This window comes from Pseudomonas sp. NPDC089396, from assembly GCF_044749545.1.
Classification (GTDB): domain Bacteria; phylum Pseudomonadota; class Gammaproteobacteria; order Pseudomonadales; family Pseudomonadaceae; genus Aquipseudomonas.
Window position 1 is genome coordinate 204,340 of record NZ_JBIVIC010000005.1, and the last position, 22,641, is coordinate 226,980.

Consider the following 22,641-nt stretch of genomic DNA (forward strand, 5'->3'; position numbering starts at 1 on the left):
TGGTGCTCATCGAGTCAGGACGTAGGTGCCTGGCGCGGGGCCCAGCGGTGGGTAGGTTGCGTTGCCCAGCTCCAGGCGCGGCGCCTTGAGCGGGCCGGAGCGCGGCGTGATCCACTCCAGCCACAAGGGCCACCAGCTGCCGTCGCTGCGCTTCGCATCATGGAACCAGGCACGGGGGTCGCCCGACAGCTTGGGGTTGTCCAGGTAATAGGACTTGGGATTGCCGGGCGGGTTGATGATGCTCTGGATGTGGCCGCTGTTGGACAACACGAAACGCCGCTCGCCGCCCAACAGCAAGGCCGAGCGGTACACCGCATCCCACGGCGTGATGTGGTCGTTGCTGCCGGCCACGGTGAAGCTGTCCAGGTCGACCTGCTTGAGGTCGATGGGCGTGCCGCACACTTCCAGTCCGGTCGGGTGGGCCAGCGGGTTGTGCTTGAAGAAATCCAGCAGATCGCCATGCAGGGCGGCCGGCAGGCGGGTGCTGTCGGCATTCCAGTAGAGGATGTCGAACGCCGGTGGTGTCTTGCCCAGCAGGTAGTTGTTGACCCAGTAGTTCCAGATCAGGTCGTTGGGCCTCATCCAGGCGAAGATCCGCGCCACCTCGGCGCCATCGAGCACACCGCGCTGATACGAGCGGCGCTTGGCGGCTTCGATGGTCTGCTCGTCGGCGAACAGGCTGGCAGGGCTTTCGAACTGACTGTCGAGCAGGCTCACCAGGTAGGTGGCGCTGCGCACTCGGCGCAGCTGGTGTTTGGCCTGCAGGTGGCCTTGCAGCGCGGCCATGGTCAGGCCGCCCGCACAGGCGCCCATCAGGTTGGGGTCACGGTTGCCGCTGATGCTGCGGCAGGCGTTGAGTGCCTCTTCCAGGGCCTCCACATAGCTCGACAAACCCCATTCGCGGTGGCGTGGGTCCGGGTTGCGCCAGCTGACCATGAACACCTGCAAACCGTTCTTGAGCATGTACTGGACGAAGCTGTTGGTCGGCTGCATGTCGAAGATGTAGAACTTGTTGATTTGCGGCGGCACCACCAGCAAGGGCCGGGCGTGCTGTTTTTCACTCATCGGTTTGTACTGGATCAGTTCCAGCAGCTCGTTGCGAAACACCACAGCGCCTGGGGTGGCTGCCAGATTGCCGCCAACCTCGAAGGCGCCTTCATCGACCTGACGCGGCAAGCCGTCGTTGTGGCGCAAGTCGTCGAGCAGGTGGGCTACGCCGCGCACCAGGCTCTGCCCTCCGGTGTTGAACAGCTCCTTGACCGCCAGCGGGTTGAGCAGCGAGTTGCTGGGCGCCAGGGCATCGTTGATCAGGTTGAACAGGAAATGCGCACGGGCCCGGTCGTCGTCCTTCAGGTGGCTGTCCTCGATCCACAGGCGGGTCTGCTTCTGCCAGGCCATGTACGCCTGCAGGCTGCGCCGGTAGAACGGGTTCTGGCTCCACGTAGGGTCGTCGAAGCGGCTGTCACGCGGGTTCGGTTGATAGGGTGTGTCACCCAGCATCACGCGACCCAGTTGACCGCTCAGGGCCAGCAGATGCCGCGCCGTGAGCAGCGGGTTGCGCAAGCTCTGGCGACCGACACTGCGCAGTGTCGATATCAGGTCGCGGCCGCGCAGGCCGAGAATGGCGTTCTGCACGTTCATGCTGGTGGCGGGAAGCGTTGTCGTTCCTCGGTCCGGTTTTTCTTTCATGGCAACACTCCCTCGTCTTACCAGATTCGCGGGCAGCGACTATCAACCGCCGGAGGCGGGGCGCGGATGCATGACCGCGCGCTGACGTTCTTCCTGGAGAAACTTCATGATGATCGGTGCGACGGCTTCGGCCCGGGTGATCAGGAACAGGTGGCCGTCGTCGATAATGTGTAGCTGGGCATTGGGAATTCGCCAGGCCAGCAGGCGCATGTTGATCAGCGGGATCAGCGGGTCGTCGTCGCCGGCCAGCACCAGCGTGGGCTGCTGGATCCTGTGCAGCCAGTGGATGCTGGTCCAGCCCAGGCCCGCGAACAGCTGCCAGTAATAGCCCAGCTTGCCGCCGGAGCGCACCTTGGCCGCGTGGTGCATGGCAAGCTCCGGGTCGCGGCGAAAGCCGCCGCCATAGATCAGCGGGGCGATGCGGATGACATGGGACGGCTGGATATAGCGCCTGGGGCTGGCCATCAGCCACAGCACCTTGGGCTTGCCCGGCACCATCACCGCGCCGGCCGCCGTGGCCGCCAGCACCAGCTTCTTGCAGCGCTCGGGGTAGTCATGGGCGAACTGCTGGGCCAGGGCGCCGCCCCAGGAAACACCGATGACGTTGACCTGGCCGTAGTCCAGATAGTCGAGCATGCGCGCGGTCAGTTTGGCCAGACCGGGGAAGCGATAAGGATGGCGCGGGGTCGAAGAGCCGCCCACGCCTGGCACATCGAAGGCAATCACTTCCAGGTCCGGGTCCAGCGCTTCGATGAACGGAAACACCAGCTCCAGGTTGGCGCCGATGCCGTTGAAGATCAGCAAGGGTGTCAGGTGCGGCTTGCCCGGGCGCACGGCGGTGCGGATGGATTGATCACCCAGCTCGACGGTCCTGAATTTGTAGGGTTGCGGCATGCGCGTGGCTCTGTGGTGTCAATAAGCACCGTGGCGCGCCAGTGGGCGGCCACGGCGTTACAACTCAACGTTCGTGAACGTAGGTTCCCGGCGCGGCCTCGCCAGCGGCGTAGGCGCGGTTGCCCAGGCGGGTCGGCGCTTTTTTCAGGTCGCCAGCACGTTCGCCCAGCCAGTTTTGCCAGTGCAGCCACCAGGAATCGGCGTGCTTGTCGGCGTTTTCCTGCCAGGCGACGGGATCGCCCGGGCGGTCGGCACCGGTCATGTAACGTGCCTTGGGGTTGCCGGGTGGGTTGAGGATGCTCTGGATGTGGCCGCTGTTGGACAGCACGAACTCGATCTTGCCACCGAACAGGTGCGCCGAGCGGTAGCACGATTGCCAGGGGGTGATGTGGTCGGTGGTGCCGGCAACGCTGAAGATGTCGCACTTGACGTTCTGCAGGTCGATGGGGGTGCCGCACACTTCCAGGGCATTGGCGCGGGTCAGTGGGTTGTTCTTGAACAGCTCGATCAGGTCGCCGTGGAAGGCGGCCGGCAAGCGCGTGGTGTCGTTGTTCCAGAACAGGATGTCGAACACCGGTGGCTCATTGCCGAGCAGGTAGTTGTTGACCCAGTAGTTCCAGATCAGGTCGTTGGGGCGCATCCAGGCGAACACCCTGGCCATGTCGCTGCCTTCGAGCACGCCGGCCTGGTAGGAGTGGCGCTTGGCCGACTCGAGGGTCTGCTCGTCGACGAACAGAGAGACATCGGTGTTCATGGTGGTGTCGAGCACGCTGACCAGCAGGGTCAGGGTGTTGACCTTGTTCTCGCCCAGTGCGGCGTAGTGGCCGGCCAGCGCGGTGCAGGTGATGCCGCCGGAGCAGGCGCCGAGGATGTTCAGGTCTTTGCTGCCGGTGATCGCCAGCACCGCGTCGACCGCTTCCTTGAGCGCATCGATGTAGGTCGACAGGCCCCATTCGCGTTGGGCCTTGGTCGGGTTGCGCCAGCTGATGATGAAAGTCTGTTGCTGCGAGCGGAGGGAGAAGCGCGCCAGGCTCTTCTCCGGGCTCAGGTCGAAGACGTAGAACTTGTTGATCTGGGGAGGAACCACCAGCAACGGGCGGGCATGTACCTGTTCGGTGATGGGGCTGTACTGGATCAGTTCCAGCACATCGTTGCGGTACACCACAGCACCTTCCGTGGTGCCGAGGTTCTTGCCCACTTCGAAGGCTTCCATGTTGACCTGGCTGGGCATGCCGCCGTTGTTGACCAGGTCCTTGGCCAGGTTGGACAGGCCGTCGAGCAGGCTCTTGCCGCCGGTTTCGAAGAAGCGCTTGACCGCTGCCGGGTTGGACAGGGTGTTGGTCGGCGCCATGGCTTCGGTGAGCAGGTTGATGACGAACTGGCCGCGGCTGATGTCCTGAGGTGACAGGTCGCTGTTGCCGATCCAGTCCTGCAGCTCATGGCGCCAGGCCAGGTAGGTCTGCAGGTAGCGGCGGTAAAGCGGGTTCTTGCTCCAGGCCGGGTCGTTGAAGCGACGGTCGTCGCCTGCCGGGGCCAGGGTGGATTTGCCCAGCAGCACGTTCTTCAGCTCCAGGCCGAAGTGCGCCACGTGCTTGGCACTGTGCAGCGGCTGGCGCATGGCCTGACGCAGTACGGTCCGCGCTGAGCTCAGCAGATCCTTGCGGCGAATGCCGATGACCGGGTTAAGCCCCAAGGTGTTATCCGAGGCTTGCCGCTGCAACTCATCGTTGTTCTTGCTACTCATCTACGACGCTCCGTTGTCCTGAGACGAGTACCGGTTTGCTGTGGCACGTGCACAGTCGACAGCCCGGTACTGCTACTCGGGTGACCAGTGATAAGAAACAGCGGTGCTGCCGGCCGGATGCATTCGGCGATGAGCTGCGGGGGAATCTGCGTGTGAAGACTGCCTGCTTTCGCTCGCGACTTGTACAAACCGGCCATGCCCTGATTGCCTTGATAACGATGCAGGGACCTTGCCAGCACCATTGGTTACCCGACTTTCAAGTAATGCGCAAGACAGCCCATTTTCGAGCTGTCTATAGGGCATTCAAACAGATGAGATTAGAAAATGCGCTCTAAACGCTGAGAGGCCCGAGCTAGAGCATCAGCTTGACGACGGCTTCGGCGGGGTCGCGGGATTTGCCGGCCTTGTGCAGCTCGTCGAGATACTCGTCCCAGAGCGGTTGCTGTCGCAGGCACAGCTGTTCCAGGTACTCCCAGGTGAACAAACCACTGTCATGGCCGTCGTCGAAGATCAGTTTTAGTGCGTATTGACCGGCAGGTTCCAGGCCGGCAAGGCCGACATTGATCTTGCCGAATTGCAGGATGGGATTACCGTGGCCCTGGACCTCGGCGGAGGGGGAGTGCACGCGGAGGAATTCGGCGGGCAGGTGGTAGACCTCGCCGGGGGCGTAGGTGAGGCTGAGGGTTTTAGAAGCTTTGTGCAAATTGATGGCGGTGGGCAGGCGGGCCATGGGCTGAATCTCTCGGGAGCTGATTGTGCAAGCTTCGAGCGATTCGGGTTAATGCGCAAGGGGCTGCTGCGCAGCCCAATCGCCGGCAAGCCGGCTCCCACAGGGTTCTGCAGCGCTGCAGCCAATGTGGGAGCCGGCTTGCCGGCGATTGGGCCGCAAAGCGGCCCCCTAAGGTCTTACAGGATGTAACGCGACAGGTCTTCGTTCTGCGCCAGCTCACCAAGGTGGCCGTTCACATAAGCCGCATCGATCTGAATCGGCGTTTCATCATGGGCACTGGCCAGGTCACCGGCACTGAACGACACCTCTTCGAGCAGTCGCTCCAGCAGGGTGTGCAGGCGGCGGGCACCAATGTTCTCGGTCTTCTCGTTGACCTGGTAGGCGATCTCGGCCAGGCGCTTGATACCGTCGGCCTGGAACTCGATGTTCAGCCCTTCGGTCTTGAGCAGCTCGCGGTACTGTTCGGTCAGCGAAGCATGCGGCTCCTGCAGGATGCGCTCGAAGTCTTCCGGGGTCAGCGCCTTGAGTTCGACGCGGATCGGCAGACGGCCCTGCAGTTCAGGCACCAGGTCGCTTGGCTTGCTCAGGTGGAACGCACCGGAAGCGATGAACAGGATGTGGTCGGTCTTGACCATGCCCAGCTTGGTATTGACGGTGCAGCCTTCGATCAGCGGCAGCAGGTCGCGCTGCACGCCTTCGCGGGACACATCGGCGCCGCCAACGTTGCCACGCTTGGCCACCTTGTCGATTTCGTCGATGAACACGATGCCGTGTTGCTCGACAGCTTCCAGGGCCTTGGCCTTGAGCTCTTCCTCATTGACCAGACGGCTCGCTTCTTCATCGCGAACCATCTTCAGCGCGTCCTTGACCTTGAGCTTGCGGGCCTTGCGCTTGCCCTTGCCCATGTTGGCGAACAGGCTCTGCAGCTGGTTGGTCATCTCTTCCATGCCGGGTGGCGCGGCGATCTCGACGCCCATGTTCTCGGCGACTTCGATCTCGATTTCCTTGTCGTCCAGCTGGCCTTCACGCAGGCGCTTGCGGAACAGCTGGCGGGTGTTGGAGTCGCTGCTGGTCTGCGCGGCTTCCTCGCTGAAGCTGGTCACCCGCGCCTGCGGCAGCAGGGCGTCGAGGATGCGGTCTTCGGCGGCATCTTCGGCGCGGTGGCGCACGCGGACGATTTCCTGCTCACGCAGCATCTTCATCGCGGCGTCGGCCAGGTCGCGGATGATCGATTCGACATCGCGGCCGACATAGCCCACTTCGGTGAACTTGGTCGCTTCGACCTTGATGAACGGCGCATTGGCCAGCTTGGCAAGGCGACGGGCGATTTCGGTCTTGCCGACGCCGGTGGGGCCGATCATCAGGATGTTCTTCGGGGTTACCTCGACACGCAGCTCGGCAGGCAACTGCATGCGCCGCCAGCGGTTGCGTAGGGCAATGGCCACGGCGCGCTTGGCGTCGTCCTGGCCGATGATGTGGCGGTTGAGTTCGTGGACGATCTCGCGGGGGGTCATGGACATGATCAAAAATGGTCCTTGGACGGAGTGGTGTCAGCGTGGAAAAGCCCCATCACCGGGATGGGGCGCCAGAACAGCTGATCACTCGGCCAGGTCCTGCTCCTCGATGGTCAGGTTGTGGTTGGTGAACACGCAGATATCGCCCGCGATGTTCAGGGCAGTTTCGGCGATTTCACGCGCCGACAGGTCGGTCTTGTTCAGCAGGGCGCGGGCTGCGGCCTGGGCGTAGGCGCCACCGGAACCCATGGCGATCAGGCCGTCTTCTGGCTCGACCACATCGCCGTTGCCGGTGATGATCAAGGAGGCGTCCTTGTTGGCGACTGCCAGCATGGCTTCCAGGCGGCTCAGGGAACGGTCGGTACGCCACTCTTTGGCCAGCTCGACGGCGGCGCGCACCAGGTGACCGGAGTGTTTCTGCAGTTGCGCTTCGAAGCGCTCGAACAGGGTGAACGCGTCGGCGGTGGCGCCGGCGAAACCGGCGATGACTTCACCGTTGTACAGGCGACGGACCTTCTTGGCGTTGCCTTTCATGACGGTGTTGCCGAGGGATACCTGGCCGTCGCCGCCCATGACGACTTTGCCGTGACGGCGGACAGAAACGATGGTGGTCAAGGGGAGAGTCTCCACGCAGCGGGGCGAAAATGCCTGATGCAGACTCATATGGGGGTGGGGGGAAGGATTTCAACCGGGGGGGATGAATGGTTGTTGTTACTTGAGGTCGAGCACAACCGTTGTAGGAGCGGCCTTGCGTCGCGAAAGGGCCGCAAAGCGGCCCCAGCAATCTGTGCGGGGAGGCGCAGATCCCGGGGCCGCTTCGCAGCCCTTTCGCGACACAAGGCCGCTCCTACATAACGAGAAGCGTGTCTACTCAGCCCTCGTGGCAGACATGCCCATCGACCAAGGTATAACGCACCGCACCCGGCAGGCAGTGACCGATGAACGGGCAGTTGTCGCCGCGCGAGAACCACTGCTCGCCCGCCACCGTCGAGGCCTTGGCATCGAACAGCACCAGGTCGGCCGCGCCACCCACCTTCAGTTCACCCGCCGGCAGGCGCAGGGCCGCAGCCGGGCCACTGGTCAAACGCGCCAGCAGCGTAGGCAGGTCGAGCAGGCCATCGTCGACCAGGGTCATGGCCAGCGGCAGCAGCAACTCGACACTGCTGATGCCAGGTTCCGTGGCGCCGAACGGGGCCAGCTTGGCATCGCGCTCGTGGGGCTGGTGATGGCTGGAAATCGCCTGGATCACGCCCGACTTGACCGCTTCGCGCAGGCCGTCGCGGTCGGTAGCGGTACGCAGTGGCGGCTGCACGTGGTAGAGACTCGAGAACTCGCGCAACGACTCGTCGGTGAGGATCAGCTGGTACAGGGCCACATCGGCGGTCACCGGCAGCCCCAGTTCCTGGGCCTGGGCAATCATCCGTGCGCCTCGGGCGCTGGTGATCTGGCTGAAGTGGGCGCGCACGCCGCTCTGTTCGACCAGCAGCAGGTTGCGCGCCAGGGCCACGGTTTCGGCGGTTTCGGGGATGCCGGGCAGGCCGAGGAAGCTGGCCATGGCGCCTTCGTGGGCCAGGCCGCCCTGGGCCAGGTCGCGGTCCTGGGAGTGGAACACCACGGTCAGATCGAACGTGGCGGCGTATTCCAGAGCGCGTGCCAGGGTACGGTTGTTGGGGATTTCCTTGAGGCCGTTGCCGAAGGCCACGCAACCGGTGTCGCGCAGGGCCACCAGCTCCGCCAGTTGCTCGCCTTCCAGGCCCTTGGTCAGGGCGCCGATCGGGTAGACCTTGCTGTTGCCTGCTTCACGGGCGCGGTCGAGGATCAGCTCGGCCACTGCCGAGGTGTCCAGCACCGGCTTGGTCTGCGGCGGGCAGCACAGGCTGGTGACCCCACCGGCCACGGCCGCGCGGGTTTCGCTGGCAATGGTGCCCTTGCGGCTGTAGCCCGGCTCGCGCAGGGAAACGCCAACGTCGACCAGGCCCGGTGCGGCGATCAGGCCGTCGGCCTGGATCGTGCGGTTGGCACTGAAACCCGCCGGGGCCGCGCCGATGGCGGCAATGCGACCGCCATCCAGGTGCAGGTCGGTAATCTGGTCCAGGCCGGTCTTGGGGTCGATGACCCGGGCGCCAAGAATGCTGAGGGTCACTGGGCGTTCTCCTGGTCGAATTGACGTTGCGCGTTCTGTCCGCTCATGGCCATGGACAGCACGGCCATGCGCACGGCGATACCGTAGGTGACCTGGTTGAGGATCACCGAGTGTTTGCCGTCGGCCACGGCCGACTCGATCTCCACGCCGCGGTTGATCGGCCCAGGATGCATGACGATGGCGTCGGGCTTGGCGCCGGCCAGGCGCGCGGTGGTCAGGCCGAACAGGCGGTAGAACTCGCCTTCGCTGGGCAGCAGGCCACCGGCCATGCGCTCACGCTGCAGGCGCAGCATGATCACCACGTCGACGTCCTTCAGGCCTTCGGCGAGGTCGGTGTAGACCTTCACGCCGTATTGCTCGATACCGATCGGAATCAGGGTTTTCGGGCCGATCACGCGGATGTCCGGGCAACCCAGCGCCTTGAGCGCCAGCATGTCGGAACGGGCCACGCGCGAATGCAGGATATCGCCGACGATCGCGACCGACAGGTTTTCGAAACTGCCTTTGTGGCGGCGGATGGTCAGCATGTCGAGCATGCCCTGGGTCGGGTGCGCATGGCGGCCGTCACCGCCGTTGATCACCGCGACGTCCGGGCACACGTGCTCGGCGATGAAGTGCGCAGCACCGGAGTCGGAGTGGCGCACTACGAACATGTCGGCGGCCATGGCTTCGAGGTTGCGCAGGGTGTCGAACAGGGTCTCGCCCTTGCTGGTCGAGGAGGTCGACACGTTCAGGCTGATCACGTCGGCCGACAGGCGCTGGGCGGCCAGTTCGAAGGTGGTACGGGTACGGGTCGAGTTCTCGAAGAACACGTTGCACACGGTCTTGCCGCGCAGCAACGGGACTTTCTTCACGGCCCGGGCGCCGACTTCGAGGAACGAGTCGGCGGTGTCGAGGATCTCGGTGAGCAGTTCGCGGGGCAAACCGTCGAGCGAGAGGAAGTGGCGCAGCTGGCCCTGGTCATTGAGCTGCAGCGGGCGCTTGGCGTCGATTGGCGTCATCGCGAGGGGACTCTTAAAGGGCGGAAGCGGTGGCGAGGTCCTGGCGCTCGAGGGCGAGCGGTGCGGGTCCGGTCAATTTTACCCGTTCATGGGCGGCCAGCGACAGCGTGGCGCCAAGCACGTTGGGGCGGATCGGTAGTTCGCCGGCATCCAGGTCGAGCAGGCAGACCAGCGTCACGCTGGCCGGGCGCCCGTAGTCGAACAGTTCGTTGAGCGCGGCGCGGATGGTGCGACCGCTCATCAGCACGTCATCGATCAGCACCAGGTGCTGGCCTTCGACTTCGAATGGCAGCTCCGAGGGGCGCACTTGCGGGTGCAGGCCGTTCTGGCTGAAGTCGTCGCGGTAGAAGGAGACGTCAAGGGTGCCCAGCGGGCTGCTATCGGCCATTTCCGCCTGCAGGGCCTGGGCTACCCAGACACCGCCGGTGCGGATGCCGATGAAGCGTGGCTCGGTGATGCCGCGGCGGGCCAGATGGGCGCGAAGGTCGACAGCCATCTGCCGGATCAGGTCGGCGGGATTGGGTAGGCTCATTGCGTGTCTCCTGAGGGCGCCGGGTTGGCCCCTTGATGAGGCGGAAAGTTTAGGTGTTGGCCTCCAGCCAGCCTTGCAGCAGCAGGGCGGCGGCGATGGCATCGACCGGGTTGTCACGGTAGCTGCCGCGCTGGCCGCCGCGGGCCAGGCGTTCGCCCTTGGCCTCGAAGGTGGTCAGGCGCTCGTCGTGGGTGTGCACCGGCAGGTTGAAACGGCCATTGAGGCGGCGGGCGAACTTCTCGGCGCGGGCGCTCATCTCGCTGGGCGTGCCGTCCATGTTCAGGGGCAGGCCGACGACGATGGCATCGGGTTTCCATTCAGCGATCAGTTTTTCCACCTGGGCCCAGTCCGGTACACCGTTCTGTGCCTTCAGGGTGCACAGCTCGCGGGCCTGGCCGGTGACCACCTGGCCGACGGCCACACCGATCTGTTTGCTGCCGTAGTCGAAGCCCAGCAGTAGGCGCAGCTCGGCCATCAGGCGTGGCCCGCCTGGCTGGTCAGCAGACTGAGGTTGATGCCCAGGCTGGCCGCCGCCGCTTCCAGGCGTTGGTCGCTGGCCAGGCCGAAGATGATTTCCGGGTCGAACGGGCAATTGAGCCAGGCGTTGTCGGCCAGCTCTGCTTCAAGTTGGCCCGCTTCCCAGCCGGCGTAGCCCAGGGTGATCAGGCTTTTTTGCGGCCCTGCGCCTTCGGCGATGGCGAACAGCACGTCCTGGGAGGTCGACAGCGACAGGCCCTGAAGCTCAACGGTGGCCTGGTAGCTGCATTCGCTTGTGTGCAGCACGAAGCCGCGGTCGGTCTGCACCGGGCCACCCAGATAGATCGGCACCTGCAGGGTGCTGGCGGGTGGTTCCTCGTCCGGGCGCAACTGCTCCAGAATGTCGGCCAGGTTCAGCTCCTGGGGCCGATTGACCACCAGGCCCATGGCGCCATTGGCGTTGTGCTCGACGATGTACGTGAGGGTCTGGGCGAAGTTCGGATCGGCCATGTGCGGCATGGCGATCAGGAACTGATGCTTGAGATAGCTCGGGGCGAGGGTTTTCATGGGGGATAGTGTGGCGCCAGGTGGCGAGGCTGACAAGGTGCTGTGGGGGTAGTTTGGGGGCCGCTTCGCGCCCCATCGCCGGCAAGCCGGCTCCCACACCCAGCTCAAGGGCAGCGCCGTCCCTGTGGGAGCCGGCTTGCCTGCGATGGGCTGCAAAGCAGCCCCGTCAGTTACTGGACAACCGATCCCCACGCGCAAACCGCCAGGTACGAATGATCTCCAGCCGGTCAAACTCCGCCAAATCCCCGGTAAACGGCGCAAACGGCGCCGCCAGCCGCACGATGCGCTGCGCTGCCTGGTCGAGTACCGGCTGCCCGGACGATTCCAGCACCAGCACCTCGTACAGCGAGCCATCGCGGTTGATCGACACCATCATCCGCAAGTTGCCGTAGATCTGCTGGCGCCGCGCGTCGTCGGGGTAGTTGAGGTTACCCACCCGCTCGACCTTCTTGCGCCACTCCTCCTTGTACCAGGCGCCCTTGTCGCGCATGGTCGAGGCCGCATTGAGGCGGTGAATGCGTGGGCGCTTGGCGTACATCTGCTGTTCGTTGGACAGCTCGGCTTCAAGGCTGGCGATCTGGCTCGACAGCTGCGAGCTGTCGAAGTCCGGCGTGGCGGCCGCAGGCTTGGGCTGCGCCTTGCTTTCCTTGGGCTTGGGCTCGACCTTTTGCGGCTTGGGGGCCTTGGTGGCCACGGCGGACTTCGCCGGCGCCGGCGGCGGCACCACCTCGGGCTTGGCGGCCGGTGGCGGCGTGACCTTGTTGATCTTGCTGTCCTGGAAGGGCGCCACCTCGGTGGTCTTGGGCACCGCCTTCTTCTCCAGGGTACCGCTGCCCTGCTGGTTTTCCTGTGCCTGGAAGTCGGCCTTCTCGGGCGCTTTCTCGCTCTTGAAGGTGGCCAGGGTAATGTCCATGGTCTGGCGGATTTCAGCCGGTTTGACCACGGTAAAGCCCACGCCAAGGATCAGCGCCAGGTGCACCAGGGCAGCCAGAAACAGGGTAAAGCCAAGCCGGTCCACCGGGCGAACGCGGGGTGGCAAGAAGTCGGCGGGGATGTCGGCGGGCAGCGTCATCAGGTATCCAGCAACCGCGGGGCGGGGCAGCAGCTCAGTCGAATAGGACCGGCATCATACCCCACTCCGCGTCATTGCTCCGCGTTGGCGGTCAGCGCGCCTTGAGCTGGCGATCAATGGCATCCATCAGCTTGCCACCGATATCGGTGTCGTAGGCCGCGTCGATCTCGCGGATGCAGGTGGGGCTGGTGACGTTGATTTCGGTGAGGTAGTCGCCGATCACATCCAGGCCAACGAACAGCAGGCCCTTTTCGCGCAAGGTCGGACCGACCTGGGCGGCGATCCAGCGGTCGCGCTCGCTCAGCGGGCGGGCTTCGCCGCGGCCACCGGCGGCCAGGTTGCCGCGGGTCTCGCCGCTGGCCGGGATGCGCGCCAGGCAGTAATCCACCGGCTCGCCGTCGATCATCAGGATGCGCTTGTCGCCGTCCTTGATCGCCGGCAGGTACGCCTGCGCCATGATCTGCTGGGCACCCAGCGCGGTCAGGGTTTCCAGAATCACCGACAGGTTGGGGTCGCCCACCCGGTGCCGGAAGATCGAGGTACCGCCCATGCCGTCCAGCGGCTTGAGGATCACGTCGCCGTGCTCGGCGGCGAACTGGCGAATGATGTCCGGGCGGCGGCTGACCAGGGTCGGCGGCGTGCACTGCGGGAACAGCGTGGCGAACAGCTTTTCGTTGCAGTCGCGCAGGCTCTGCGGGCGGTTGACCACCAGCACGCCTTCAGCCTCGGCCTGTTCCAGCAGGTAGGTGCTGTAGACGAACTCCATGTCGAACGGCGGGTCCTTGCGCATCAGGATCACGTCCAGCTCGGCCAGGGGGCTGTCCTGCTCCTCACCCAGCTCGAACCAACGCGCCGGGTCGGCGAACACGTTGAGCGGGCGCATGCGCGCGCGGGCTTTGCCTTGGGCCTGGTACAGGTCGCGCTGCTCCATGTAGAACAGGCTCCAGCCGCGGGCCTGGGCGGCCAGCAGCATGGCCAGCGAGCTGTCCTTCTTGTAGGAGATGGACGCGATGGGGTCCATGACAATGCCGAGGCGAACGCTCATGGGTGGTTCCTCTTGGCGGCGGTGGCCGCGACGAATCGAAAGAAAAGTGGCTCAGGGTGGCGCCGCGAACGCCGCGGGTCAAGGGGTGTGGCAGATGGAATGGCTATCCGGAGTGTGCTAAAAATGCCAGTCACAGTGCGGTATGACAGGCCTTTGGGGCTGCTGCGCAGCCCATCGCCGGCAAGCCAGCGCCCACAGGTACGGCGCCAATCTGCAGAAATGTGCTGTACCTGTGGGAGCCGGCTTGCCGGCGATAGGCCGCAGAGCGGCCGCGAGGGCTGCACAACGTACAGTTAATTCCGACGGGTAGGCATCTATGGAACAACCCCTGAAGGTGATGGTGATCGACGATTCACGCACGATCCGCCGCACCGCGCAGATGTTGCTCGGCGAAGTGGGCTGTGAGGTGATCACCGCCAGTGACGGTTTCGATGCCCTGGCCAAGATCGTCGACCACCAGCCGCAGATCATTTTCGTCGATGTGCTGATGCCGCGCCTGGATGGCTACCAGACCTGCGCCGTGATCAAGCACAACAGTGCCTTCAAGGACATCCCGGTGATTCTCCTGTCGTCACGCGATGGCCTGTTCGACAAGGCCCGCGGCCGGGTGGTCGGCTCCGACCAGTTCCTCACCAAGCCCTTTGGCAAGGACGAACTGCTCGACGCGATCCGGGCCCATGTGCCCGGTTTCGCCGCGCAGGAACAACACGCACCCTGACCGCGCCCGAGGTGGCGCGGCCTCTCTATTTCCTGATGGGGAAACAGCATGGCCCGAGTTCTGATTGTCGACGACTCGCCGACTGAGATGTACAAACTGACCGCCTGGCTGGAAAAACACGGGCACCAGGTGCTCAAGGCCAACAACGGTGCCGACGCGGTGGCCCTGGCGCGCCAGGAGAAGCCCGATGCGGTGCTGATGGATATCGTCATGCCCGGCATGAACGGTTTTCAGGCCACCCGCCAATTGAGCAAGGACCCGGAAACCAGCGCGATTCCAGTGCTGATCGTGACCACCAAGGACCAGGAAACCGACCGTATCTGGGCGCAGCGCCAGGGCGCGCGTGGGTTCGTCACCAAGCCGGTGGAAGAAGACGCCCTGATCGCCAAGCTCAACGAAGTGCTCGGCGCTTGACCACCCGCCCCCAAGGCGCGTCGCTGACCGCCTTCGAGCTGTTGCTGGACATCGACCGGCGCTGCCGCCTGCTGGTGGCCGACCAGCCCCCGCAGGACACCCGCCTGCAGCAATGGAGCGGCATCGGTTTTCGCATCGCCGGGCAGTGGTTCGTGGCGCCCATGGGCGAAGTCGCCGAAGTGTTGCGCGAGCCGCGCAGCAGTCGCGTACCGGGCGTGCAGCCATGGGTCTGCGGGGTGGCCAACCTGCGTGGCCGTTTGTTGCCGGTGATGGACCTGAGCAGTTTCTTCGGCCTCGGCCCGGCGGCCCCGGGCAAGCAGCGACGGGTGCTGGTGCTGGACCACGAAGACCTGTTCGTCGGCCTGCTGGTGGACGAAGTCCTGGGCCTGCAGCATTTCGCCTTGAGCAGCCTGGAACTGTCGCCGCCCCAGCCGCTGCTGCGCGCCGCCGCCCGTTTCGTGCAGGGGCACTTCCCGCGTGAACGCAACTGGGCGATCTTCAGCCCCTTCGCCCTGGCCCAGGCGCCGGGGTTTCTCGATGTGGCGCTATAGGACTTTCGAACGTGAACAAGCCGGCCACCAGTGTCGCCCCCAACAGCATGACCCCGCGCACGCGCAGCATCGTGCAGATCACCGTGCTGTTCGTGGTACTGATCCTGTCGATCATCCTGCTGTTCGCCAATTTCGCCTACCTCAACACCCAGTCCAACCACGACAAGCAGTACATCGGCCATGCCGGCGAGCTGCGCGTGCTGTCCCAGCGCATCGCCAAGAACGCCACCGAGGCGGCGGCGGGGAAGGCCCTGGCCTTCAAGCTGCTGTCGGATGCGCGCAACGATTTCGAGCGGCGCTGGAGCTACCTGCGCGAAGGTGACAAGTCCACCGGCCTGCCGGCGGCACCGGTCACCGTGCGCGATGAAATGGAGGCGGTGCGCCAGGATTGGGAAAACCTGCGCAAGAACACCGACACCATCCTCGCCAGCGAACAGACCGTGCTGTCGCTGCACCAGGTGGCGGCGACCCTCGCCGAAACCGTGCCGCAACTGCAGGTGGAGTACGAAAAGGTCGTCGAGATCTTGCTGCAGAGCGGTGCACCGGCCAACCAGGTGGTGGTGGCCCAGCGCCAATTGCTGCTTGCCGAACGTATCCTCGGCTCGGTCAATACGGTGTTGGCCGGTGACGACACCGCCGCCCAGGCGGCCGATGCCTTCGGCCGCGACGCCAGCCGTTTCGGCCAGGTGCTTGAAGGCATGCTCGCGGGCAACCCGGCCATTCAGGTCACCCGTGTCGAGGACGCCGACGCCCGTGCGCGGTTGGCGGAAATCGCCGAGCTGTTCCAGTTCGTCGCAGGCTCGGTGGATGAAATCCTCGAAACCTCGCCCGAGCTGTTCCGCGTGCGCGAGGCCGCGGGCAATATCTTCAGCCTGTCGCAGACCCTGCTCGAAGAGGCCTCGCACCTGGCCAACGGCTTTGAGAACCTGGCCGGTGGCCGTACCCTGGATACGGTTGGCGGCTACGTCCTGGGCCTGCTGGCGCTGGCCTCGATCATCCTGATCGGCCTGGTGATGGTGCGTACCACTAACCGCCAGCTGCGCGAGACCGCTGAAAAGAACGAACGCAACCAGCAGGCGATCATGCGCCTGCTCGATGAAATCGAGGAACTGGCCGACGGCGACCTGACTGTCACCGTATCGGTCACCGAGGACTTCACCGGCGCCATCGCCGACTCGATCAACTATTCGGTCGACCAGTTGCGCGACCTGGTGGCGACCATCAACCACAGTGCCGAGCAGGTGGCAGCGGCCGTGCAGGACACGCAGAACACTGCCCGCCAGCTGGCCAAGGCCTCGGAGCACCAGGCCGACCAGATCAGCGAGGCGTCGGAGGCGGTGGGCGACATGGTCGAATCGATCGACCGGGTTTCGGCCCATGCCTACGAGTCGGCCAAGGTGGCTGAACGTTCGGTGGCCATCGCCAACAAGGGCAACGAAGTGGTGCACAACACCATCAACGGCATGGACAACATCCGTGAGCAGATCCAGGACACCGCCAAGCGCATCAAGCGTCTGGGCGAGTCGTCACAGGAGATCGGCGACATCGTCAACCTGATCGACGACATTGCCGACCAGACCAACATCCTGGCGCTCAACGCGGCGATCCAGGCATCCCTGGCCGGCGAGGCCGGTCGTGGCTTTGCCGTGGTGGCCGACGAAGTCCAGCGGCTGGCCGAGCGTTCGTCCTCGGCCACGCGGCAGATCGAGGCGCTGGTGCGGACCATCCAGGCCGACACCAACGAGGCGGTGATCTCCATGGAGCAGACCACCGCCGAAGTGGTACGTGGCGCGCGCCTGGCCCAGGACGCCGGAGTGGCGCTGGCCGAGATCGAAGGGGTGTCGCAGAACCTGGCCGAACTTATCCACAGCATCTCCGACGCCGCCCAATTGCAGACCTCCTCGGCGGGGCAGATTTCCCACACCATGGCGGTCATCCAGCAGATTACCGCGCAGACCTCCGCTGGCTCCGGCGCCACTGCCGACAGCATCCGGCACCTGGCGCGCATGGCCAGCGAGATGCGCCGGTCGGTGTCTGGCTTTACCTTGCCGGCCCCGGCAGAACGGCGTTGAGGGACCTACCCATGGCTTCTGCAGCAGTGAGCCCCGAGCGCCACGACACGGTCGCCCTGGCCTGGACCCGGGCGGCGATCCTCGACTGCCTGGGCCAGGCGCGCCAGGCCCTGGAACGCTTTGCCGGCGAGACCGATGACCGCTCCATCCTGGCCTTTGTGGTGGACAACCTGCACCAGGTGCATGGTTGCCTGCGCATGCTCGAACTGCGTGGCGCCACGCGCCTGGCCGAAGAGCTGGAGCTGCTGGCCAAGGCCTTGGCCGATGGCCAGGTGAGCCCGCGCGGCGACTGCCTGGGCCCGTTGTTTCGCGGGCTCGAACAACTGCCCTCGTACCTGGAGCGGCTGCGCGGGGCGCGCCATGACCTGCCGTTGGTGATGCTGCCGCTGCTCAACCAGCTGCGCGCCTGCCGTGGCGTCGAGCCGTTGGCCCAGGGCAGCCTGATCAGCGGCGCGGCGCAACGCTTCGCCGGGTCCGACGACCTGGCCAACCTCGACCTGTCGCTGGGGAACTGGCGTGAGCAGGTGCAGGCAGGGCCAGGCCGTGATGCCTTGCGTTCGGTGGTGACGGCCCTGTGCGACGACCTGGTGCGGATCAAGGAGCGCCTGGACCAGTTCGTGAGGGGCGATCGCCAGCACATCGAACAGCTTGACGCATTGCTGGCGCCGTTGCGGCATGTTGCCGACACCTTGGCGGTGCTGGGTTTCCAGCAACCTCGGCGCGTCATCATCGACCAGGTCCTGGCGCTGCAGGCCCTGGCCCAGGGCGAGCGCGCCGTGGATGACCCGGTGCTGATGGATGTGGCGGGCGCCCTGCTGTACGTGGAGGCCAGCCTCAATGGCATGGTCGGCCCTCTGGAGGAGGGCGGGCAAAACGGGCTGCCGGGTTCGGACCTGGCAGAAATCCGCCAGCTGGTGCTGAACGAATCGCTGGCCGTGTTGCAGCAGGCCAAGGACCTGATAGGCGATTGCCTGGAGTCCGGCTGGCCGCGGCAACGCCTGCAGCCGTTGCCGGGCTTGTTGCAGCAGGTGCGCGGGGCGCTGGCGATGCTGATGCTGCCGGCCGCTGCGCAGGTGTTTGGTGCAAGCGCCGCGTATGTACAGGGCTGGTTGCAGCACCTGGACGTGGAGCCGCCAGCGGATGAGCTGGATCATCTGGCGCAGGCGCTCAGTGCCGGCGAGTGCTACCTGCAATGGCGGGTCGCCGACCCGCTGGCCGATGGCCAACCGTTCCTCGACATGGCCCGTGCCAGCCTGGCGGCGCTGGGCGTGCAGTGCAGCCATGGCGAAGCGCAGCCAAGCCATGACGGCGACAGCGATGGCATCGATGACGAGTTGCGTGAGGTGTTTCTCGAAGAGGCCGGCGAGCTGCTGCCGGAAATCGAGCGTCACTGGTTGCGCTGGCGCGCCGACAACAGCCTGTACGAAGCCCTGGTTGCGCTGCGCCGCGATTTGCACACGCTCAAGGGCAGCGGTCGCATGGTGCATGCCCAGGCCGTCGCCGAGCTGGCCTGGGGGGGCGAACACCTGCTCAATCGCGTGCTCGAACGGCGTATCGCCCTTGCGCCAGAGGGGGCCGTGGCGCTGCAGCAGGTGGTCGTGCATTTGCCGGACCTGCTGGCCGACTTCGCCGCCGGGCAGATGCCGCAAGTGACCGAGATCGAGCAGTTGGCGAGCCATCTGCATGCGCTTGCCGAGAGCGACACCCCCGTCAGTGCCGAAATCGAGGGACTCGATCCTCAGCTGCTGGACATCTTCCGCAATGAGGCACAGGGCCATCTGGCCAGCCTGAGCGCCTACCTGCAGGCGGCCAATGGCCAGGACACGCCCGTCAGCGATGAACTGCAGCGCGCCCTGCACACGCTCAAGGGCAGTGCCGCCATGGCCGGCGTGATGCCGATCGCCGAACTGGCCACGGCTTTCGATCGCCTGGTTCGCGAATACCGCAGTCACCAATTGCCCTTGCAGAGCGCCGAAATCACCTGGCTGGACGCGGCGCGCGCCTTGTTCCAGCAGGGCCTGGCGCAATTGGGCAGCACGCCGCTGGCCGTTATCGCGGGCGCGGCGCAGTTGATCGAGCAGGTCGGCGAGGCGGTGGACGAGCGCCTGGCAACCCTGCATGACGAGCAGTCCCACGCACGGCGCAACGCGCGCGACCCACAGCGCACAGCCAGCTTCCTGGCCCAGGCCATGGACATCCTGCTGGATGCCGAGTCGCTGCTGTCGCGCTGGCAAGAGCAACCGGGCCAGCGCCAGTCGCTGGACAGCCTGCTCGATGAATTGACCACGCTGTGCCATTCGGCCCACCTGGCCGACCTCTGGCAGATGGACGATGTCTGCGAAGCACTGCTGGACGTGTATGGCGCAGTGGAAGAGGGCAGCCTGGGGGCCGATGCGCACTTTTTCGCCCAGGCCCACCAGGCCCATGAAGCGCTCCTCGATATGCTTGACCAAGTCGCTGCCGGCCAGGAGCTGACGCCCCGCGCCGATTGCGTCGACAGCCTGCGCGGCTTGCTGGCCGGTGCCTTGGCGCCGGATGCCACGGGCCTGGTGGCGCCGGGCTCGGTGACGCCGCTGCCGGCATCCGTGGAACAGACCGAGGAGGTCGACAGCCCGGACGACAAGGAACTGCTGGAAGTCTTCCTCGAAGAAAGCTCGGACATCGTCGAAAGCGCCGCAGCCGCGCTGGCACGCTGGCAGGCAGAACCGCGCAACAGCGTCGAGGTGGATAACCTGCTGCGTGACCTGCACACCCTCAAGGGGGGAGCACGCATGGTCGAGATCGCCGCCATCGGCGATCTTGCCCACGAACTTGAGTTTCTTTACGAGTTGCTGGCTGCCGGGCGCTTGCCGCCCAGCGCACCGCTGTTCGCACTCTTGCAGAACTGCCACGACCGCCTGGCGCACATGCTCGATGCCGCGCGCCTGGGCCAGCCGCTGCATGCGGCCACCGCACTGATCGACTACATCCGCAACTTCAGCAGCGCCGCACTGACCGACAGTGTCGCCGGGCAGGCTCCGGCCGAAGCGGCGCCCGCCGAGCTGCCCAGCGCTGCGCCGGAGCGCGCGGCTGGCGATATGGTCAAGGTCGACGCCGAGCTGCTCGACGACCTGGGCAACCTGGCCGGCGAGCATTCGGTCATCCGCGGGCGCATCGAACAGCAGGTCAACGACGCCCAGTTCGCCCTGAACGAGATGGAAACCACCCTGGAGCGCATGCGCGACCAGCTGTTGCGCCTGGACAACGAGACCCAGGGACGGATCACCAGCCGGCAACCCTTCGAAGGCGACGCCTACGAAGACTTCGACCCGCTGGAGATGGACCGCCATTCCCAGTTGCAGCAGTTGTCGCGGGCCTTGTTCGAATCGGCCTCCGACTTGCTCGACTTGAAAGAGACACTGACCCAGCGCGCCCAGGAGGCCTACAGCCTGCTGCAGCAGCAGGCGCGGGTGAACAGCCAGTTACAGGAAGGCCTGACGGCGACCTTGATGGTGCCGTTCGAGCGCCTGGTGCCGCGCCTGCAGCGGGTGGTACGGCAAGTGGCGAGCGAGCTGGGCAAGCAGGTCGAACTGGTGGTCGGCAACGCCGAAGGCGAGCTGGACCGCAGCGTGCTCGAGCGCATGGTCGCACCGCTCGAACATATGCTGCGCAATGCCGTCGATCATGGCCTGGAGGGCCGCGAAGTGCGTCTGGCCGCCGGCAAGCCGGAGCACGGCACCATCCATTTGAACCTGCTGCACGAAGGCGCCGATATCGTCATCGAAATGACTGACGATGGCGCTGGCGTTCCACTGGACGCGGTGCGACGCAAAGCCATCAAGCGGGGCCTGCTGGACCCGCAGGCCAACTTGAGCGATCACGAAATCCTTCAGTTCATCCTGCGCCCCGGTTTTTCCACGGCCGAGAAGATCACCCAGATTTCCGGGCGTGGTCTGGGCATGGACGTGGTGCACGAAGAGGTCAAGCAGCTTGGCGGCTCGATGACGATCGAATCGGCCCAGGGCAAGGGTGCGCGCTTCCTGATTCGCCTGCCGTTCACGGTGTCGATCAACCGCGCCCTGATGGTGCACATGGGCGAGGAACAGTACGCCATCCCGCTCAACACCATCGAGGGCATCGTCCGCGTGCCGCCGGCCGAGCTGGCCGCCTGCTACCAGCTGGGGGTGCCGCGTTACGTGTATGCCGGCCATGAATACGAGCTGCGTTACCTGGGCGAACTGCTGCAAGGGCTGCCACGGCCTGGGCTGCTCGGGCAGAGCGTGCCGCTGCCGGTGCTGCTGGTGCATTCCCAGGAGCAATCGTTCGCGATTCAGGTCGACAGCCTCTCGCCGAGCCGCGAGATCGTGGTGAAGAGCCTCGGACCACAGTTCGCCGCCGTGGCGGGGCTGTCGGGCGCGACCCTGCTGGGCGATGGTCGGGTGGTGCTGATTCTCGATCTGCTCGGCCAGCTGCGCGGCCAGCAACGCCGCCTGGCGCGCCTGCCGGGCGGCAGCGGGGTGCAGAGCACCCTGTTCGGGCCGGCACCGCGGCGCGCCTTGCTGGTGATGGTGGTGGACGACTCGGTGACGGTGCGCAAGGTCACCAGCCGCTTGCTCGAACGCCATGGCATGAGCGTGCTGACTGCCAAGGACGGGGTCGACGCCATGGCCCTGTTGGAAGAGCACCGCCCCGACGTGTTGCTGCTGGATATCGAGATGCCCCGCATGGATGGATTCGAAGTAGCCACCCGCATTCGCCGCGATGAGCGGCTCAAGGACCTGCCGATCATCATGATCACCTCACGCACCGGGCAGAAGCACCGCGACCGGGCCATGGCCATCGGCGTCAACGACTACCTGGGCAAGCCGTACCAGGAGTCGGTGTTGCTGCAGAGCATCGCCCACTGGAGCCAGCACCATGCTTGAACTGATCGCAGGCCAGCGTAGCAGCCTGACGGGCCTGTTGTTGCCGTTGGGCGACCGAACCCTGGTGTTGCCGAATGTGGCCGTGGCCGAACTGATTGGCCAGCGCAACCTGTTCTGCCAGCCGGGCGAGCCCACGTGGCACCTGGGCTGGATCGACTGGCGCCAGCAACACCTGCCGCTGATCGGTTTCGAGGCCGCCTGCGGCGGCGAGACGCCGTGTGGCGAGCGAGCGCGCATCGTGGTGCTCAATGCCCTGGGCGATACCGGCTTGCGTTATCTGGCGGTGCTGCTGCAGGACATTCCCCGGTCGTGCAAGCTCGACAGCCAGCTCAACTATGTGGATGTGGCGCTGGGCAGCCTGGAGCTGGCGGCGGTGCAGGTGGGTGATCAGGTGGCGCGGGTGCCGGACCTGGGCGCACTGGAAAGGCTGGTGCGTGACGCGCAATTGCAACCTGGGGTTGGGTAGGATGTGAGGCTGATGGCCCTATCGCCGGCAAGCCGGCTCCCACATGGGCTTTGCGCGGTACTTGTGGGAGCGGCTTGCCGGCGATTGGGCCGCAAAGCGGCCCCAATA

At 65.4% G+C, this 22,641-nt stretch carries 19 protein-coding genes; 6 read left to right on the top strand and 13 right to left on the bottom strand.

All coding sequences use genetic code 11. The features are described 5' to 3' along the window. Positions 1 to 6: 6 nt before the first annotated feature. From phaC (ACIPZB_RS11240) to gshB, 13 genes are all read right to left on the bottom strand, one after another. Positions 7 to 1,689, bottom strand: a complete 1,683-nt coding sequence (phaC, locus tag ACIPZB_RS11240) for a class II poly(R)-hydroxyalkanoic acid synthase (protein WP_400640250.1) — start codon at positions 1,687 to 1,689, stop codon at positions 7 to 9. Between the two features lie 42 nt (positions 1,690 to 1,731). Then, positions 1,732 to 2,583 (bottom strand): poly(3-hydroxyalkanoate) depolymerase, encoded by an 852-nt coding sequence (phaZ, locus tag ACIPZB_RS11245; protein WP_008099974.1) that lies wholly within the window; start codon positions 2,581 to 2,583, stop codon positions 1,732 to 1,734. Between the two features lie 64 nt (positions 2,584 to 2,647). Beyond that, on the bottom strand, positions 2,648 to 4,327 hold the full coding sequence (gene phaC / locus ACIPZB_RS11250) for a class II poly(R)-hydroxyalkanoic acid synthase (RefSeq protein WP_400640251.1): 1,680 nt from the start codon (positions 4,325 to 4,327) through the stop codon (positions 2,648 to 2,650). Between the two features lie 352 nt (positions 4,328 to 4,679). After that, positions 4,680 to 5,057, bottom strand: coding sequence for a gamma-butyrobetaine hydroxylase-like domain-containing protein (locus ACIPZB_RS11255; RefSeq protein WP_400640252.1), 378 nt, complete (start codon positions 5,055 to 5,057; stop codon positions 4,680 to 4,682). Between the two features lie 176 nt (positions 5,058 to 5,233). Continuing rightward, entirely contained in the window at positions 5,234 to 6,577 is a 1,344-nt protein-coding gene (hslU, locus tag ACIPZB_RS11260; protein ID WP_008099980.1) for an ATP-dependent protease ATPase subunit HslU, read from the bottom strand. Between the two features lie 78 nt (positions 6,578 to 6,655). Continuing rightward, entirely contained in the window at positions 6,656 to 7,186 is a 531-nt protein-coding gene (gene hslV, locus ACIPZB_RS11265) for an ATP-dependent protease subunit HslV (protein ID WP_012312406.1), read from the bottom strand. Between the two features lie 256 nt (positions 7,187 to 7,442). Then, complete coding sequence (locus tag ACIPZB_RS11270) at positions 7,443 to 8,714, bottom strand: dihydroorotase (protein WP_400640253.1); 1,272 nt, start codon at positions 8,712 to 8,714, stop codon at positions 7,443 to 7,445. After that, complete coding sequence (locus ACIPZB_RS11275; protein WP_008099987.1) at positions 8,711 to 9,715, bottom strand: aspartate carbamoyltransferase catalytic subunit; 1,005 nt, start codon at positions 9,713 to 9,715, stop codon at positions 8,711 to 8,713. The genes ACIPZB_RS11270 and ACIPZB_RS11275 overlap by 4 nt, the downstream gene beginning before the upstream one ends. Positions 9,716 to 9,728: 13 nt before the next feature. Next, complete coding sequence (gene pyrR / locus ACIPZB_RS11280) at positions 9,729 to 10,247, bottom strand: bifunctional pyr operon transcriptional regulator/uracil phosphoribosyltransferase PyrR (RefSeq protein WP_008099989.1); 519 nt, start codon at positions 10,245 to 10,247, stop codon at positions 9,729 to 9,731. 49 nt (positions 10,248 to 10,296) lie between these two features. Beyond that, complete coding sequence (gene ruvX / locus ACIPZB_RS11285; protein ID WP_054900324.1) at positions 10,297 to 10,722, bottom strand: Holliday junction resolvase RuvX; 426 nt, start codon at positions 10,720 to 10,722, stop codon at positions 10,297 to 10,299. Further along, the gene (locus ACIPZB_RS11290; protein ID WP_008099992.1) at positions 10,722 to 11,291 is read right to left on the bottom strand and encodes a YqgE/AlgH family protein; all 570 of its coding nucleotides are present in this window, start codon (positions 11,289 to 11,291) and stop codon (positions 10,722 to 10,724) included. Before ACIPZB_RS11290 ends, ruvX begins: the two co-directional genes overlap by 1 nt. 166 nt (positions 11,292 to 11,457) lie before the next feature. Next, entirely contained in the window at positions 11,458 to 12,363 is a 906-nt protein-coding gene (locus ACIPZB_RS11295; RefSeq protein ID WP_400640254.1) for an energy transducer TonB, read from the bottom strand. A 91-nt stretch (positions 12,364 to 12,454) separates the two neighbouring features. Continuing rightward, positions 12,455 to 13,408, bottom strand: a complete 954-nt coding sequence (gshB, locus tag ACIPZB_RS11300) for a glutathione synthase (RefSeq protein WP_400640255.1) — start codon at positions 13,406 to 13,408, stop codon at positions 12,455 to 12,457. A gap of 316 nt (positions 13,409 to 13,724) precedes the next feature. On the opposite strand from gshB, the gene ACIPZB_RS11305 reads away from it, so the two are divergent. From ACIPZB_RS11305 to ACIPZB_RS11330, 6 genes are read left to right on the top strand one after another with little or no spacing between them, the layout of a single operon-like run. Then, positions 13,725 to 14,126, top strand: coding sequence for a PleD family two-component system response regulator (locus ACIPZB_RS11305; RefSeq protein WP_400640256.1), 402 nt, complete (start codon positions 13,725 to 13,727; stop codon positions 14,124 to 14,126). 48 nt (positions 14,127 to 14,174) lie between these two features. Next, positions 14,175 to 14,540, top strand: coding sequence for a twitching motility response regulator PilH (gene pilH / locus ACIPZB_RS11310; protein WP_008094835.1), 366 nt, complete (start codon positions 14,175 to 14,177; stop codon positions 14,538 to 14,540). After that, positions 14,537 to 15,091 (top strand): chemotaxis protein CheW, encoded by a 555-nt coding sequence (locus ACIPZB_RS11315; RefSeq protein ID WP_008094837.1) that lies wholly within the window; start codon positions 14,537 to 14,539, stop codon positions 15,089 to 15,091. The genes pilH and ACIPZB_RS11315 overlap by 4 nt, the downstream gene beginning before the upstream one ends. 47 nt (positions 15,092 to 15,138) lie before the next feature. Then, complete coding sequence (locus ACIPZB_RS11320; RefSeq protein ID WP_400640423.1) at positions 15,139 to 17,163, top strand: methyl-accepting chemotaxis protein; 2,025 nt, start codon at positions 15,139 to 15,141, stop codon at positions 17,161 to 17,163. 11 nt (positions 17,164 to 17,174) lie between these two features. Further along, the gene (locus ACIPZB_RS11325; protein ID WP_400640257.1) at positions 17,175 to 22,067 is read left to right on the top strand and encodes an Hpt domain-containing protein; all 4,893 of its coding nucleotides are present in this window, start codon (positions 17,175 to 17,177) and stop codon (positions 22,065 to 22,067) included. Then, positions 22,060 to 22,533, top strand: coding sequence for a chemotaxis protein CheW (locus ACIPZB_RS11330; protein WP_400640258.1), 474 nt, complete (start codon positions 22,060 to 22,062; stop codon positions 22,531 to 22,533). The genes ACIPZB_RS11325 and ACIPZB_RS11330 overlap by 8 nt, the downstream gene beginning before the upstream one ends. The last annotated feature ends 108 nt before the right edge of the window (positions 22,534 to 22,641 follow it).